This is a genomic window from Burkholderia ubonensis, assembly GCF_902833085.1.
Lineage (GTDB): Bacteria > Pseudomonadota > Gammaproteobacteria > Burkholderiales > Burkholderiaceae > Burkholderia > Burkholderia ubonensis.
This window is the reverse complement of sequence record NZ_CADFEB010000001.1, coordinates 697,869-713,697: the sequence shown is the minus strand read 5'-3', so window position 1 is coordinate 713,697 and position 15,829 is coordinate 697,869. Positions and strand designations below refer to the sequence as shown.

The following is a 15,829-nucleotide window of genomic DNA, read 5'->3' as shown; positions in this document are numbered from 1 at the left end:
GACGGGACAAACCGCTCGCCACCTGCGGCGTGTGGCAGGTGACCTGAGCGGAATTTTGTGCCCAATCAGGCAGTGAGCCTTGCATCGATATTCTCGGAATCCGGCCAGGCTCGACGGACCGAGGCCGGAGGTTGATAGCGACGTGCGCTGTAAGGGCCGTGTCCGGGACTACAGGGCTAACGCCCCTTTTTCGTTGATGGCAACGGCGGCTCACCTGCCGTCGTCGCGCCGCGCGCCCAATCAACGAACTCGCTGTCGTAGCGGTTTCCAATGTACGCGACATAGTTCGCGTAACCGTCGTAATCACCCACGCGGAAACGTGACACGATCGTATCGACGTCCGCACGATGACGTTCAAACATGAAGCGCGTCGCCATGTAGCCCCATCGATACGCGCGCGCGACGTAGTCGCTGGACGAATAAAGCGTCTGGAACACGTCCGAGAGCCGATATGCAGCCGTGCGGGCGGCGTCGATCGATTCCTGGTCGTCATTCTTTCTGGAGATATACTCGGCAAGACCCTCGATCCACCATACGGTCGGCTTCGCAGTGCTCGCCGTGAAGTCGCCCTCCATGTCGTAACGGCCGTCGAGATAGTGCGTGAACTCGTGTTCGAGGTTCCAGACCTTGAACTCCGGCCGCAGCCACGAGGCTTCGTGCGCGATGAAGCGCGCCTGATTACCGGGCGCCGATGGATCGCCTTCAACGTACATGCCACCGTTATCGGTGCTGATTCCGTAGATTACCGAAGCATATTTTCGATAATTGTCGTAATCGCCGAATACGACGATTTCGATCGTGTCATTGTGATCGTTCGCGACCGGCACATGTCCCGTCTTCATCATCCGGTGGAAATAGTCCTCCTCCTGCGCGACCGCCATGCATGCCGACTGAAATTGCGGCACCGTCATGTCCTGCGCGAGAATGCGCACGTTCGCATTGCATGAGTACCGATGCGTGAGCACCGCATCGATGAGCCGTCCCTGATAGTCGCACGTGCCGTAGTCCGCGCAGTTTCCCGGATCGCCGTAATCGACCGCTTCCGCTGCCGCGAGCCATAGGTCGTTGTCCGCGCCCGTCATGGTCGTCGACGCGAGCATGTCTTGAATCATCCTCTTCACACGCGGCTTCTGCGACGGATAACGGAGAAAGCGATACGTTTCGCGCGCCGCGTCGGCGAGCTGATAGGCGGCACCGGTGTTCGACAGGTACGCGCGATTCGCCGTGACGAAGCGATTGAGCGTCTCCGGCAGCGTCGCATCGCTGTCGAGCATCTGCTGCGCGCCGCTGCGCTGATGCGCATAGAAGAACACACCCAGCAAGCCGGTAAAGCCACCCGCCGCGCTTCGCTGCAGCAGTGGTGCCGCCGCCTGTGGGTTGGTTGCGCTCGCGGTGTAGAACGCGACCCGGTCCTTCAGCGCCGGCAGGTAGTACGCCTCGTCCTTCATGTTCGTGATGAGGTTCATCAGCTCGTTTGCGGTACTCGGCGCGCGCGAATTTTCGCGATAAAGCGCGTCGCCGGAGAGGCTCTGCAAAATATACGGACGCAGCCAGACCACGAGACCTGGAACCGGATCAGAAAGTCCGGATGCGTCATATTGGAAATAAGCAGATCTCAGATAAATCAGCAAATTCACCAAAACCAGGTTGGTTGCATCATAACGATTGATTTCTTGAGCGAAACGGCTCGCAACGGCCTGCACATTTTCCGCATTGAAAATCTGCGCAGCCATCACTCTATCAACCGAGAATAGCCCATAATGACATTCGTAATCCGGGAGATTTGCTATGTAATCGGCAAGCGCCGCACCATGATATTGGGTCATTATTGACATGTCGTGACAATCGGCTTCAGGCTGGGTGCGCTTGTTGGGCTTCACTGATTGCTTCTGTCGCAACGGCTCCATCAGTATTGCACGATCATGCTTGCTGAGCGGCAGGTTGTATTTGGCCTGGTCCGGCGACAGCGGGAGATTCTGCGGTATGCGTGGCATACGAGCCTGCTTTGCGTGCATAGGCTGCGAATTCGCCCAAGCGGCACCAGAAAAAACCACCCCCATTAGAACCGAAGCGGTCACAATAAAACGATTTGCGACATTACGAAGATTTTCCATGTTGGGTATGGTTACCGTTTATTTGATCGATAACTATGTATAGTAAATCTCTTAAGAAATGCAAGATCGATTCACAAAATTCCCATGACGCAAACAATCGATTTTATAATTTATGAAATTTGCAATCCTTGAGCCTGATACAGCAACCAAATGGCTCGTTTGGATTGATTTCGATTGCAAATGTCAACCAACGCACCGTAAGCGATTCGAATGGTGCGAAGGTCGATTGCCCGGATGGTCGCTTGCATCACGGTCTTCTGCGCCAGCGGCTTCAACGGCTAATACGACGCTCCCCGCCCGCGTCTCGACCGGCTCGACATTCCGAGCCCGGACAGCAGGAAGTTCGGCCCCCAGTACGTCTCCCGCGCGTCGATCACGAGCCGGTGCTGGTCGCCTTCGCTAACGATTTGCTGCGTGACGTTATTCCCCGCTTCACATTCACCCATTCGGCTGATACCCGCGCGGCCGCGCGCCGCCTACAGTAACCGGAATCGCCCCCTTCCGGAGACCGACATGCCCCACCCGCCTCCCCGCACGATCGTGATCACCGGCGCGGGCACCGGCATCGGCGCCGCGTGCGCGCGGCGCTTCGCCGGCCACGGCGACCGGGTCGTGCTGATCGGCCGGCGTCAGGCGCCGCTCGACGCGCTGGCGGCCGACACCGGCGGCCTCGCGCTCGCCGGCGACGCCGCGAGCACGGCCGACTGGCTCCGCTTCGTTCCGCGCATCGCCGAACGCTTCGGCCGCATCGACGCGCTCGTCGCCTGCGCGGGCGGGCACGGCCTCGGCCGCGCGGACGAAACCACCGACGCGCAGTGGCGCGACGCGCTTCACGCGAACCTCGACACCGCGTTCGTCAGCGCCCGCGCGTGCCTGCCCGACCTGATCGCGCAACGCGGCAGCATCGTGCTGGTCGCGTCGATCGCGGCGCTCGCGGCCGGGCCGGGCGTATGCGGCTACACGGTCGGCAAGCATGCGCTGCTCGGGCTCTCGCGCTCGCTTGCGCGAGACTACGGGCCGCATGGCGTGCGCGCGAACGCGGTCTGCCCGGGATGGGTGCGCACGCCGATGGCCGACGCGGAAATGGAGCCCCTGATGGCACGCCACCGCGAATCGCTCGACGCAGCCTATGCGCGCGTCAGCGCCGACGTGCCGCTGCGGCGCGCGGCCGAGCCGGACGAAATCGCGGCCGTGTGCGCGTTCCTCGCGTCGCCGGACGCGTCGTTCGTGACGGGCGCGACGCTCGTCGCGGACGGCGGCGCGATGGTCGTCGACGTGCCGACGCTGGCATTCGCCGGCCCGTGAGGTCGTGACGTGCAACGCCGGCCTCCGTCACGCCTTGAACGTGATCCACGGCTTGAGCCGCACCGCGCCGCGTATCAGGCCGGCCTGTTCCTGCGCGTCGATCACCGGTCCGATCGGCTTGTACGCTTCCGGCGCTTCCTCGATGCGGCGCTCCTCGCGCAGCGTGACGCACGTCCATGCGCCCGGCGCCCGCTCCGTGCGCAGCCGCCTGACGGCCTGCCGGCGCACGCTCCGGCCGGCGCCGTGGCTGCAGGACCACAGCCAGTCCGGATGACCGAGCCCCGTGACCAGGTACGACGCGTCGCCCATCGAACCCGGGATCAACGCGAGGTCGCCTTCGCGGGCCGGCGTGGCGCCCTTGCGATGGATATTCATCCCGTCCTCCTGAAGCACGACGTTGTGCGGCACATCGACGACCAGCGTCGAATACGTGCCGCCCGTCAGCTCGGCGAGTTCCTTGCGCACCATCTCGGCGAGCACCACGCGATTCAGCCACGCATAACGCGCGGCCGTGCCCATGGCGGCCAGATACTCGCGCGCCAGTTCCCCGGAGAGACCATACAGGCCGCTCTCCGGATGCTTCAAGCCCGCCGGCCAGGCCGCGCGTGCACGATCCATCCAGCGCCGCCCGACGTAGAAGCCGACATCACGCGAGCCGCTGTGGATCATCACGACGACGTCGTCGCGCGCGAGCCCGGCGCGATAGGCCGCATGCCGGTCGAGCACTTCGTCGACGACCTGCAGCTCGACGAAATGATTGCCCGAACCCGGCGTGCCGAGGCACGGATCGCGAAACGTTTCCCGGGCCCCGACGTGCGCGTCCGGCGCATACTTCGCACTGCCGTCGAACCGGTCGAGACCGATGCACGCGGACAGCTCGCGCACGAGCCGGTCTCGATCGACCTGCCGCCAGATGCCGTGCGGCGCGACACGATCGATGAACGCGTCCGGGCCCGTGTCGAACAGCGCCCGGAATGCGGCGCCGTTGACCGGCACGTCCCGGTGATCCGCCAGGATCGCGCGGGTCAGACGCTCGACGATGCGCGATTCGAGCGGCGCGAGCGACGAGCGCTTGAGTCCGGTCGTCAGCAGGCGCATCCCGCAGTTGATGTCGGTGCCGACCGCGGCGGGAATCACGAATGCGTCGTCGGTCGCGACGATCGATCCGACCGGCGCGATTCCGCCCGGATGAAAGTCCGGCGTCGCGCATGCCTTGCAGACGCCGTGGCGATGATCGGGCGAACGCACCGCCGCGAAGGACAGCAGTTGCTGCACCGCCTTCTCCTCGAGCGGCAAGGCGGCGGGCAACAGCACGGAGGCCTGCGACTGTTCGTTGCGCAGGTGGTAGACGCCGGCCTGGTAGTCGACGCGGATGCCTTGCCGTTGCAAGGCTTTTTTCAAGCGGGGAAAAGTAGACATCGCTGCTTGGAATGGAAAAGGTACGACGCGACCTCCGGCAAACCGGTGGTCTTGAGTACCTTCCCGCAGCAGCGTCAAGGAAGGGAGCGCGGATCATAGCAGAAGCGCATTGCCGACGGGAAGGCGGTAACGAGCATGCTGTCGCGAGCCGCCAACACATCGGCGCCTACTCTCCCGATAGGCATGCCGGACGTCGTCGATACATCGATCACCGCAAACACCCCAGCCCCACCAGCGTCGCCTCGACAGCCGCGTCGAGCGGCGTATGCGGCTCACGCCCCAGCACCGCGGTCAGCCGCGCGTTGTCCAGGCGGATCGGTTCGCGCCACAGATAGCGCATCTCGAGCAGTTCGCGCAGCGTCGGCACGAACGGCGACGCCGCGCGCACGAGCCACCACGGGAAGCGCCGCAATGCCGGACGCTCGCCGTGCCGTTGCGCGACGCGGCAGATCGCCTGCGCCATTTCCGTGCCGTCCGCGTCCCAGTGCCCGGCCAGGTGGAAGCGCGCGAACGGCGCCAGCGTCTCCCGCCGCTCGATCAGCTCCACCATCGCGCGGGCCACGTCCGGCAAGTACGCCCATTGATGACCGACGCCGCGCCGCCCCGGCAGGCTCACGGCCCCGAGCGGCTGCCCGGGCTTCACCAGCCCCTGCGCAAACCAGTTGTTGCCGGCCCGCGGCCCGAAGAAATCGCCGGCGCGCACGACGATCGTCCGCACGCCGCGCGCGGCCGCGTCCTGCAGCCGGCGCTCCAGTTCGACCCGGATCGCCCCCTTGCGGGTGAACGGATGCTGCGGCGCGTCTTCGTGCAGGACCGGAAACGCGTCGGCGCCGTAGTTGTAGACCGTGCCCGGCAGCACGACGGTCGCGCCCGCCGCCGCGGCCGCCGCGATCGTGTTGTCGATCATCGGCAGCACCCATTCGGACCAGCGGCGATAGCCCGGCGGGTTGACCGCATGCACGATCACCGCGCATCCGCGCGCCGCCTGCATCACGGCATCGCGGTCGAGCGCATCGCCGCGCACCCAGGTCAGCCCGTCGCGCTGGGCCGTTGCGTCCGTCAGCCCGCGCTGCAGCGCCCGCACCCGCCAGCCCGCGTCGCGCAGTTGCCGCGCGACTTCCCCGCCGATGCCGCCCGTCGCGCCGAGCACCAGCGCCTGCCGTTCCGCGTGTTGACCTTCCGTCGCCATTGCCGCTCTCCTGAAATGAATCCGTCGTGAGCGCATTCTGGGTCGCATCGGGATCATAAGGAATTGGCGAACATGATCGATCCGCTATACATTTCCGTATGGCCTCCGATCTCAACTGGGAACTGTATCGAACCTTCCTTGCGGTGCTGACCGAAGGGTCGCTGTCGGGCGCGGCGCGCGCGCTCGGCATTACGCAGCCGACGGCGGGCCGGCACGTCGCCGCGCTCGAAGCCGCGTTCGGCCAGCCCCTGTTCACCCGATCGCCGTCCGGGCTGCTGCCGACCGAGGCCGCGCTGGCGCTGCGCGGCCATGCCGAGACGCTGCGCAGCGCGGCGGCCGCGTTCGAGCGCGCGGCGGTGAGTCACGGCGCCGACGTCAGCGGCGTCGTGCGGATCTCGGCGAGCGACGTGATCGGCGTCGAAGTGCTGCCGCCGATGCTGACGCAGTTGCGGCGCGACCATCCCGGGCTCGTCGTGGAGCTGGCGCCGACCGACCGCATCCAGGACGTGCTGAACCGTGAGGCCGACATCGCGGTCCGCATGGCGCCGCCCGCACAGGATGCGCTCGTCGCGCGGCGCATCGGGAACATCGAGCTGGGCATGTATGCGCGCGACGACTATCTCGCCGAGCACGGCGCGCCGGCGACGCTGTCCGAGCTCGCGCAACATGCGCTGATCGGATTCGACACAATGACGCCGTTCCTGCGCGCGGCGGTGCACGCGCTGCCCATCTGGAACCGCGACGCGTTCGCGCTGCGGACGGACAGCAACCTGGCGCAGCTGGCGCTGATCCGCGCGGGATATGGAATCGGCGTCTGCCAGACGGCGCTCGCGAAACGCGATGCGCGGCTCGTGCGCGTGCTGCCGGAACAGGTCGCGTTGCCGCTGGAAACGTGGGTCGTCATGCACGAAGACCTGCGGAACAGCCCGCGCTGCCGGGCGACGTTCGATGCGCTGGTGCGGGGGTTGCTGGCGTATGTCGGCGACGACACGGAATGTCACCCCGGATACCGATAGACGGTTACTCAGAACGCTTGCAACTCACACCAATCGGGAACGTATTGCTCGCAGATGAAGAAATCTTCGATATAGGCGAGCCCGAGTCGTTCCAGCGATCTCATGCACGCGTCCGCGGCATCGCCCCCGAAGAATGGTCCGAGCGACACCATCGTGTCGGACTCGTCGAAACAGCGTGAGAAATTGAATTCGGCGTAGATCGCCGAAAGGTCGATGGCCTTGTCGACGAGGGCCGCACGTCGAATCACGATCCCGAAGTCTCTCGATATTTTCATCTTTGTCCACTTGAATCGAGCCGGCATCCCACCGCGCCGGTTTCCCGTCACACCAGCACCTCCCGCGCCTGCGTCACCGCTTCCCGTTCTCCGGGAATCGGCGGCTGCACGCGACCGCGTGTGCCGGCGGCTCACCGGCGCCGCTTGCGTTTCGCCTGTCGCGCTTCCCATTCGGCCAGCGCGACGCGATAGCGCTCCATCGCATCCTCGTACAAGTCGAAGATGCACGGCGAGCAGCCGCTGTTGCAGCAGTCTTCGAGTTCCGGTTGCTGAGGCGGGGTCGGACGCGGATCGTCGGCGGACGAATCCGGAGAGGCAGGCTTGGGCACGGCGCTGATCGAGTAACGGGGAACACCCAGTATAAGTGGATGCCGCGTGACCTGCCGGCCGGGACGATCCCGGCCGGCCGCTTCCATTTTAAGTGCGCATGATCACCGCGCCGGCGCGTCCGGCTTCGCGGCGCCCGTCTCCGGCTTGTCGGCCAGCGGCTGCCACGCCGCGCCGACCGAATACCAGTCGATGCGCCGGGTGAGCGTCATGATGCCGGCGAGAATCGCGAACAGCAGCAGCGAACCGAGCATCAGCGCATTGTCTTCCGACAGCAGCAGCCCGTAGAGCGCTGCATACAGCATCGCCAGCAGCCCGGCGAACGCTGCCCCGCGCTTCACGCTGTGCAGCACGAACGACAGGTAGAACCCGAGCAGGCCGATGCACGCGCCGCTCGCCGCCAGATACGCGTACTCGAACGCGATGTGCTCGGACAGGCTCAGCAGCAGCAGGAAGAACAGCGCGAGCGACAGGCCCACCAGCAGGTACTGGATCGGGTGAATGCGCAGCCGCTTCACGAGCTCGAACATGAAGAAGCTCGCGAAGGTGAGCATCACGAACAGCGCGCCGTACTTCGTCGCGCGCTCGGCTTCGAGATAGACGTTGACCGGCTCGATCAGCGAGACCGATGCGGCTTCGAGCGCATCGTCCCCGTTGCCCGCCGCGATCTGCTCGCGCACCTTCGTATTGAAGGACGTCAGGCTCCATGCGCTCGCGAAGCCGCCGGCATCGACGGTGCGGGTGCGCGGCAGGAATGCGCCGTCGAAACTCGGGTGCGGCCACGCGGATTTCAGCGAGAAATCGTTCTGGTCGGCGATCGGCGCGAACGCAACGGATTGCGCCCCCAACAGCGGCAGCTCGATGCTGAACGGCACGACGTTTTCGGCGGATGTGGCGGAGGACGCGGCGGGGAACGCGCCGAGGTCGACGTCCGCATGCACGCCCTGACGCAGGCTCGCGAGCTGCGCGCCCTGCTCCATCGCCAGCCGCTTGCCGCCGAAAACCAGCACCGGCTGCGCCATCAGGCCGCGAATGTCGCTGATGCCGAACGCGAGGTACGGATTGCCGATCGCGAAGCTCACGTGGCCGGCCGACTGCTGCAGCTGCTTCAGGTCCGGCAACGCGAGCGTGCCCTCCCAGCGGCTCTGCAGGTCGTACACGAGCGCCTTGTGAATGCCGCGATAGCGGACGCTGGTCGCAACACTGCCCTTGACGCTCAGCGTCTTCGGGAACACCAGCAGGCGCTTCGCTTCGGTCTGCACGCGCTCGCTCGCCGGCTGGCCGGGCGCCGCCTCGGTCCGGATGCGGGTGACTTCCGTGTACGGCACGACCAGGATCGGCCCGGTCATGGTCTGCGGCCCCGCATAGCTGGACCAGATGCTTTTCAACGCATCTTCGCGGTACGACGCGCGCTCCTGCACGATGCTGCTCACCAGATGCAGCGGGATCAGGATGAGCAGCACGAGGCACGCCGTGATCAGGGACTTGAACAACAGGATTCGATTCATGTGAGCGGATACCGGAGTGGAACAGTCCGGTCAGCATGATCGTGCCGGGTGAAGCGCCGCCGAAGCGGATGTGAAGCGAATGTGTGGCGAACGTGAAGCCGGCTCCGGGGGCTCAGCCCGCCGACGGCAGCGTCAGCGTCGCGCAGGCGCCGCCTTCCGCGCGATTGGCGAGCGCGATGCTGCCGTGGTGCAGCATCGCGACCTCGCGCACGAAGCACAGGCCGAGGCCCGTGCTGCGATCGCGGCCGTCCGGCCGCGGCAGCGAATAGAACCGCTCGAACACGCGCGCGATCGCGTAGTCGGGAATGCCCGGGCCGTCATCCGTCACGCGGATCGCGGTGACGGGCGTCCTGCCCGCCGCCTGCCGCTCCAGCGCGACCTTGATCACACTGCCGCGCGGCGCGAAATCCAGCGCGTTCTCCAGCAGGTTGCCGAGCGCCTGGCGCAGCAGGAAGGCATCGCCCGCCACGACCGCGGCATCCCCCCTCGCCGGCGGCCGCTCCAGTTGCAGCGTCACCCCGCACTGGCGCGCGCGCGGCTCGGCATCCTCCAGCAGCTGTTCGAGCAGCGGCGTCAGCGCGACCGTTTCGTGCACCGACAGGCGCTGCTTCTGCTCGACCTCGGCCAGCGCCAGCAGCTTGCGGATCATGTGCTCGAGACGGCCGGCCTGGTGACGGATGTTGTCCGTGAAGCGCCGGCGGTTCGCGACGGGCATCTCTTCCTGCAGCAGCTCGGCCGCGCCGCTGATGGCCGCGAGCGGGCTCTTCATCTCGTGCGTGAGCGTGTGGATGTAGTTCTCGACGTACTGCCGGTCCTCGAGGCGCCGGTGCATGCTCTCCACCGCGCGCCCGAGCTCCGCGAGCTCGTTGGCGCCCTGCAGCGGCATGACCGCGCGCTCGCCCGCCGCGATCGTGCGCGCGTAGCGCTGCAGCCTGCGCAGGCCGAGCACCAGCCACCACGTGCACGCGACGCCGATCAGGATCGCGCCGCCCATCAGCAGCGCCCCGTACTGCATGATCTTGCGCTGGCTGCGCGCGATGAACGGCGCGACGGCCTGGTTCGGCTTCGCGATGGTCAGCACGCCGATGATCGCGTTGCCGTTGCGGATCGGCGCGGCGACGTGCATCACGGTGCTGCTTTCGTCGTTCGGGTCCGCGCGCGTGCTGCGCGCGCCGTATTCGCCGCGCAGCGTCCGGTAGACGTCGTTCCAGCGCGAATAGTCCTTGCCGAGCGCCTCGCCCGCGGAGTCGTAACGCACGATCCCGTGCGCGTCGGTGACGTAGATGCGATAGCTGATCGTGTCCTTGCGCATGCCCCAGACATCCGCGCGGACCGGGCTCGCATGCAGCTTTTCGAGCTGCCGGGCAAAGGCGCCGTCGCCGATGTGACCGCTCGCCATGTCGTCGGCGGCGAGCGTGGCGAGCACCTGGGCCGTGTCGACCAGCGTGTCCTCCATCGCCTCGCGGACGCCGGGTTTGACTTCCTGGACGAACACCCGCAGCGTGATCAGCGCGGCGAGGCCGACGATCAGGAAGAAGCCGAAAAAGATCCGCAGTCCGATGTGCATGAGTCGATGGCCCGCGTTACGGTTGCAGCGAATAGCCCATCCCGCGATGGGTGCGGATCGGGTCGCGCGCCGGATCGATTGCACGCAGCTTCGCGCGCAACGTCTTGATATGGGTATCGACCGTGCGGTCGGTCGTGTCGAGCGCGTCGCGCCACACGAGGTCCATCAGCTGGTCGCGCGAATAGATGCGCCCGGGATGCCGGACGAGCAGCGCCAGCAGGCCGAATTCGTAGCGCGTCAGGTTCAGCGTCCGGCCGAGCCACGCGAGCCGCGCGCCGTCCGCATCCAGCTTGAAGCCCGGCGCCACGTCCGGTGCGCCCGGCCCCTGTGCGCGAGGCTGCGCGGCCGGCCGGTTGAGCCTGCGCAGGATGACCCGCACGCGTGCGGCCAGCTCGCGCGGGGAAAACGGCTTGACCACGTAGTCGTCCGCGCCGATTTCCAGCCCGACGATCCGGTCGATCTCGTCGTGCCTTGCAGTGAGGAAGATCACCGGCACGTCCGTGAACGTGCGCAGCGTCCGGCAGACTTCGAAGCCGTTGATGTCGGGCAGCCCGACGTCGAGCACGACGAGATCGAAGCGCGCTTCGCGCAAGCGCTCGAGCGCGGCATGCCCGAGCGTGCAGTGCACGGTCTGCATGCCGTCCGTGCCGAGCGCGTAGACGATCGTGTCCGCGATGGCCATTTCGTCTTCGACCACCAGGATATTGGGCTGATTCATTGTTTTCGGGTCTGCTCGCACTATGCGGTGCGGTATTTTACGCACGGCATCGGCAGGCCCATCGAAAAACGCCGGCGGCGGGCGTCCGTACCGGCGTCCCGCCGTTCGAGTGACGCGGCGCCGTCCTACTCGACCCGGCCGGTCACCGGAATCCACGCGCCGCGGATCGCCTGCGCATCCGCCGACAGCAGGAACCCGATCGTCGCCGCGATCTCGCTCGGCTGGACCCAGCGCGTGAAGTCCGCATCGGGCATGTCCGCGCGGTTCTGCGGCGTGTCGATGATGCTCGGCGCGATCGCGTTGACCGTCACGCCCGTGTCGCGCAGCTCCGCCGCGAGCGCTTCGGTCAGCCGCGCGACGCCGGACTTCGCGGCCGCATACGCGCCCATCCCGGGCCCGGCCTTGAGCGCCGCGCCCGCGCCGATATTGACGATCCGGCCTGACGGACGTTGCAGCAGATGCGGCAGCGCCGCCTTCGACGCGTTCAGCGCCGTCTTCACGTTGAGTGCATACATCCGGTCCCAGGTGGCGACGTCGCCGTCGGCCACCGTTTCCCACGCGAACGCGCCTGCGATGTTGAGCAGCGCATCGAGCCGGCCGAACTCGCGCTGCACGGCATCGAGCGCCTGCACGGCGGCCTGCTCGTCGACCAGGTCGGCGCCGCCGATGCAGCGCGCGCCGACGAGCCCCGCCGGCAGTGTGTTCGCGGCCGGCGCCGCGCCCCGCCCGATCAGCGCGATGCGCGCGCCTCGCGCGCCCAGCCACGCCGCCGTTGCGAGGCCGAGATGACCAAAGCCGCCCGTGATCGCCACCACCGATCCGTTGATGCCGGTTTCCATCGATTCCACCTCCTGGCTGGTTGATTTCGGTGCACGATACGCGCACCACACCCCGGTCATTCTGGCATGTGTGCGCGCCGCCGGCCGGCGCGCGCGCCGATGTCCGGGCATAATGCGTCGGTCAAATCGGCCCGCTTGCGCACCGAACCGTTGCATCCGTCAAGGCAACGGTGCGCGAAACGCCCGGTCGTTCATCGAATCTCATCCAGTCAATCACATGCAAGTCGTCGTCGTTGGTTCAGGCAAGCTGGCAACCGAGCTGCTCGGCTCGCACAACCTGGACAGCACGTATCAGGTCGTGTCGTGGTCGGACAGCGCGCGGGCGGACGTCGCATCGATCGTCGTGCACGCGGGGTCCGGCCGTGAACTCGCCGCCGCGATCGCCTTCTGCCGCGCGACGGGTTCGCCGCTCATCGAGCTTTCCACGGGCTCCGATCTCGAAACCGGGTCTCACGATTTCCCGATCGTGCTGTGCCCGAACACGAATATCCTGATGCTCAAGTTCATGAGCATGCTCGAAACGAGCGGTCATCTGTTTCGCAACTGCGATATCAGCGTCGTCGAATCGCACCAGGCAACGAAGACGTCGGTGCCCGGCACCGCGGTCGGCATCGGCCAATCGCTCGGCCTGCAGCCGCAGGACATCCGCTCGGTGCGCGACCCCGACGTGCAGCGTCGCGAGCTGCACATCCCCGACGACGAACTCGGCCGCCACGCGTATCACCGGATCCGCATCGAAGACGGCGCGTGCAGCCTCCAGCTCGAATCGCGCGTCTACGGCGAGTCGCCCTATGCGGACGGCGTGTCGCGCATCGTCGAGGCGGTGGGCCGCCACGCGCTCGAAAATCGCCGCTACCCGGTGATGGAGTTCGTGCGCAACGGCTGGCTGTAGCCGCGCCTCGGCCGTCACGCGAGGACCACCCCGCTCTCCGGCAACGTCGCGCCGCCGTCGACGACGATCGTCTGCCCCGTAATGTAAGACGCATCCGTCGACGCGAGAAACAGCATCGCATTCGCGACATCCTCCGGCTCGCCCATTCTCGCGAGCGGAATGTCGCGCGCGATCTGCGCCGTGACCGGCGCGCCGCCGAGATTGTCCGCCGCCGGCGTCCGGATCATCCCCGGCTCGACGCCGTTGACCGTCACGTTGCTGCGCGCCAGTTCCAGCGCCGCCGCCCGGATGAAGCCGTTCACCCCCGCCTTCGACACCGCGTAATGCGCGAGCCCCGGAAACGCGACGCGCGGCCCCGTGACCGACGACGTGACGAGCAGCCGCCCCGCCCCCGCGCGGACGAACGCCGGCAGCGCCGCCTGCGCAAGCCAGAACAGCGCGGACAGGTTGACGGCCAGCGTCCGTTCGAGCAGCGCTTCGTCGATCCCCGCGAACGGCGTCAACGGAAAGTACGCGGCGTTGTGAATGACGACGTCGAGCCGCCCGCCGTCCCGCTCGACCGCCGCGACGAGCGCGTTCAGCGCGTCGCGGCTCGCCGCATCGACGTGATATGCGCGCGCCGTTCCGCCTGCCTCGGCGATCGCCGCCGCCTGCGCGGCGGCGGCTTCCCGCTTCAGGTCGGCCAGCGCCACGGCCGCGCCGGCCTGCGCGAAGCGCCGCGCAATCGCCGCGCCGATGCCCTGCGCGGCACCCGTGACCAGCACGACCCGTCCGGCGAAATCCGCGTTCAGCCGGCCGGTGCCGAGCGCGGCGCTCATTGCCCGGCCTCGCCGTCGCACGGATGCACGGTTTCGTTCAGCACGCGCGCATGCGCGCCGACCGGGAAATTCGCCAGCGAACCGAAATCCCCGCCCTGATAGCCGAAGATCTTGCCGTCCGTCTTGCGCTGCGCGAGGTCGATCAGCACGACGCCGAGCGTCGGCACCACCTTCTCGCGCCACACGAACAGGTACAGCGCGTCCGCAAGCTTGAAATAGTGACAGCGGTCCACGTCGGCCAGCCCGCGCTCGACGCCTTCCACGCATTGCCATGCATAGAAGTGCTCGTTCAGGTAGATGTGCTCGTAGCATTCGGTCGGACTGTAGCGATACAGCGTCCGCTTGCCGATCAGCTCGCGGGTCGGCGCATGCAGCGGCCCCGGCTGCGCGTGACCGCCGATCGTGCCGTGCCGGAATGCGACGTCGACCCCGGTCAGCGGCAACCCGTGCGCGACACGCGTGAAGGCGTCGATGCGCGTGTCCGCCTCGGTCGGCAGCGTGCCGGTTACCGACGTCCACACGCCGCGGTCCGTATCGATCACGAGGCTCACCGACGTCGCGCGCGCGGCCGAATCGACATAATCGACGAAGACCAGCCCGCTGCGCAGCTGCGTCACGCGGCACGGCTCGTGGCCCTCGTCGCCGGTTGCCGTGTCGCGCCACTGCAGCGTGCGCGCCCCGAACGTATAGACGCGCGATGCGCCGGATGCGTCGCCGAGCGCGAGGGTTGCGCCCGCGAGCGCGCCGGCGGGCGCAAGAATGTTCGCGTCCGGCGCGAAGCCGTCCGCGAGCGCGCCCACCTGGATGAACAACGGATCCTGTCGTTCCACTGCCGTCTCCCGTGCAGCATCAGGCCCGGCGGGCCGTGTACGCTGCTCGTCCGACATGGTGCTTGCTGTGCGCGACGTGCGGTATCGGCCGAACGGATGAACTGCGCGCGCCGCCCGAACGCGCTAAAGTGCGTCTGATCCGCGCCGGGCCGGCGCGCGAGGAGCACACATGCATCGTGTCACGCATTACCGCCGCACCTGTGAAGGCGTCGAGGCGATCAGCCTCGATTCCGACCGCGCGTTCCCGCGTCACGCGCACGACGAATTCGGCGTCGGCGTGATCGTCAGCGGCGCGCACCGGTCGTGGAGCGGCCGCGGGCAGGTCGACGCGCAAGCCGGCGACGCGATCATGGTCAACCCGGGCGAGATGCACGACGGCGCGCCGCTCGGCGGCGACGCACGCCGAAGCTGGCGGATGCTGTACCTCGCGCCTGAACTCATCGCGCGCGTCGCGGCCGAAGAAGGGCTCGGCGAAGTGGAACTCGCGCATCCGGCGGTGCGCGACGCGCGGCTGGCCGCCGCCGTGAGCCGGCTCTACGCGCGCATCGTCGGCGACGAAGACGGCACGTCGCTCGCCTGCGACGAAGCGCTCGTGATGCTCGTCGCGGGGCTGCTCGCGCGGCACGCGAATCGCGCGCTGCCCGCGCCCGGCGCCACGCCCGCGATTCGCGCCGCGCGGGAACGGCTCGATGCGGCGCCCGCCGCGCCGGTGTCGCTCGCGGAACTGGCGGGATTGGGCGGCGTCAGCCGCTTCCAGCTGCTGCGCGGCTTCGCGCGCGAACTCGGCATTACGCCGCACGCGTACCTGATCCAGTCGCGTGCACGCCTCGCCCGCGCGTTGCTCGCGCGCGGCCACCCGATCGCCGACGCGGCGGCCGAAGCGGGATTCGCCGACCAGAGCCACCTGACGCGCGCGTTTGCGCGCCAGTTCGGGATCACGCCCGGACAGTTCGCGCAGGCAATGCGATAGGCGACGCAGCGCGTGGCGCGGCGAGCCGCGCGCCGGCACGCT

General features: G+C 67.4%; 15 protein-coding genes. 4 read left to right on the top strand and 11 right to left on the bottom strand.

The window, feature by feature from the left end:
* Positions 1-176 precede the first annotated feature (176 nt).
* Positions 177-2,060, bottom strand: a complete 1,884-nt coding sequence (locus tag HWX31_RS03150) for a collagenase (RefSeq protein WP_244143648.1) — start codon at positions 2,058-2,060, stop codon at positions 177-179.
* Between the two features lie 567 nt (positions 2,061-2,627).
* Here HWX31_RS03150 and HWX31_RS03145 point away from each other — a divergent pair.
* Positions 2,628-3,419 carry an SDR family NAD(P)-dependent oxidoreductase gene (locus HWX31_RS03145; protein ID WP_174962310.1) on the top strand — a complete coding sequence of 264 codons (792 nt, stop codon included), beginning with the start codon at positions 2,628-2,630 and terminating at the stop codon, positions 3,417-3,419.
* 27 nt (positions 3,420-3,446) lie between these two features.
* Here HWX31_RS03145 and HWX31_RS03140 read toward each other — a convergent pair whose 3' ends face one another.
* Complete coding sequence (locus HWX31_RS03140; protein ID WP_174962308.1) at positions 3,447-4,838, bottom strand: RtcB family protein; 1,392 nt, start codon at positions 4,836-4,838, stop codon at positions 3,447-3,449.
* A 208-nt stretch (positions 4,839-5,046) separates the two neighbouring features.
* Positions 5,047-6,027 (bottom strand): NAD-dependent epimerase/dehydratase family protein, encoded by a 981-nt coding sequence (locus tag HWX31_RS03135; protein ID WP_174962305.1) that lies wholly within the window; start codon positions 6,025-6,027, stop codon positions 5,047-5,049.
* A gap of 98 nt (positions 6,028-6,125) precedes the next feature.
* On the opposite strand from HWX31_RS03135, the gene HWX31_RS03130 reads away from it, so the two are divergent.
* The gene (locus HWX31_RS03130) at positions 6,126-7,043 is read left to right on the top strand and encodes a LysR family transcriptional regulator (protein ID WP_174962304.1); all 918 of its coding nucleotides are present in this window, start codon (positions 6,126-6,128) and stop codon (positions 7,041-7,043) included.
* Between the two features lie 8 nt (positions 7,044-7,051).
* On the opposite strand, the gene HWX31_RS03125 is transcribed toward HWX31_RS03130, so the two are convergent.
* The 6 genes from HWX31_RS03125 to HWX31_RS03100 all read right to left on the bottom strand — a co-directional run bounded on the left by HWX31_RS03125 (position 7,052) and on the right by HWX31_RS03100 (position 12,277).
* Entirely contained in the window at positions 7,052-7,318 is a 267-nt protein-coding gene (locus HWX31_RS03125; protein WP_059616473.1) for a hypothetical protein, read from the bottom strand.
* A gap of 131 nt (positions 7,319-7,449) precedes the next feature.
* Positions 7,450-7,647 carry an oxidoreductase-like domain-containing protein gene (locus HWX31_RS03120; RefSeq protein WP_076478799.1) on the bottom strand — a complete coding sequence of 66 codons (198 nt, stop codon included), beginning with the start codon at positions 7,645-7,647 and terminating at the stop codon, positions 7,450-7,452.
* Between the two features lie 102 nt (positions 7,648-7,749).
* On the bottom strand, positions 7,750-9,153 hold the full coding sequence (gene creD / locus HWX31_RS03115) for a cell envelope integrity protein CreD (protein ID WP_174962299.1): 1,404 nt from the start codon (positions 9,151-9,153) through the stop codon (positions 7,750-7,752).
* A 112-nt stretch (positions 9,154-9,265) separates the two neighbouring features.
* The gene (gene creC / locus HWX31_RS03110) at positions 9,266-10,720 is read right to left on the bottom strand and encodes a two-component system sensor histidine kinase CreC (protein ID WP_174962297.1); all 1,455 of its coding nucleotides are present in this window, start codon (positions 10,718-10,720) and stop codon (positions 9,266-9,268) included.
* A gap of 16 nt (positions 10,721-10,736) precedes the next feature.
* On the bottom strand, positions 10,737-11,438 hold the full coding sequence (creB, locus tag HWX31_RS03105) for a two-component system response regulator CreB (protein WP_174962295.1): 702 nt from the start codon (positions 11,436-11,438) through the stop codon (positions 10,737-10,739).
* Between the two features lie 125 nt (positions 11,439-11,563).
* On the bottom strand, positions 11,564-12,277 hold the full coding sequence (locus HWX31_RS03100; protein ID WP_174962293.1) for an SDR family NAD(P)-dependent oxidoreductase: 714 nt from the start codon (positions 12,275-12,277) through the stop codon (positions 11,564-11,566).
* 217 nt (positions 12,278-12,494) lie between these two features.
* On the opposite strand from HWX31_RS03100, the gene HWX31_RS03095 reads away from it, so the two are divergent.
* Positions 12,495-13,169: a dihydrodipicolinate reductase C-terminal domain-containing protein gene (locus tag HWX31_RS03095; RefSeq protein WP_174962291.1), complete on the top strand. Its 675-nt coding sequence runs from the start codon at positions 12,495-12,497 to the stop codon at positions 13,167-13,169.
* A gap of 14 nt (positions 13,170-13,183) precedes the next feature.
* Here HWX31_RS03095 and HWX31_RS03090 read toward each other — a convergent pair whose 3' ends face one another.
* Both HWX31_RS03090 and HWX31_RS03085 read right to left on the bottom strand, forming a co-directional pair.
* A complete protein-coding gene (locus HWX31_RS03090) occupies positions 13,184-13,987 on the bottom strand; it encodes an SDR family oxidoreductase (protein WP_174962289.1) in 804 nt (267 codons plus the stop codon).
* The gene (locus HWX31_RS03085; protein ID WP_174962287.1) at positions 13,984-14,817 is read right to left on the bottom strand and encodes a MoaF C-terminal domain-containing protein; all 834 of its coding nucleotides are present in this window, start codon (positions 14,815-14,817) and stop codon (positions 13,984-13,986) included. Before HWX31_RS03085 ends, HWX31_RS03090 begins: the two co-directional genes overlap by 4 nt.
* A 169-nt stretch (positions 14,818-14,986) precedes the next feature.
* On the opposite strand from HWX31_RS03085, the gene HWX31_RS03080 reads away from it, so the two are divergent.
* On the top strand, positions 14,987-15,787 hold the full coding sequence (locus HWX31_RS03080; RefSeq protein WP_174962285.1) for an AraC family transcriptional regulator: 801 nt from the start codon (positions 14,987-14,989) through the stop codon (positions 15,785-15,787).
* Positions 15,788-15,829 lie beyond the last annotated feature (42 nt).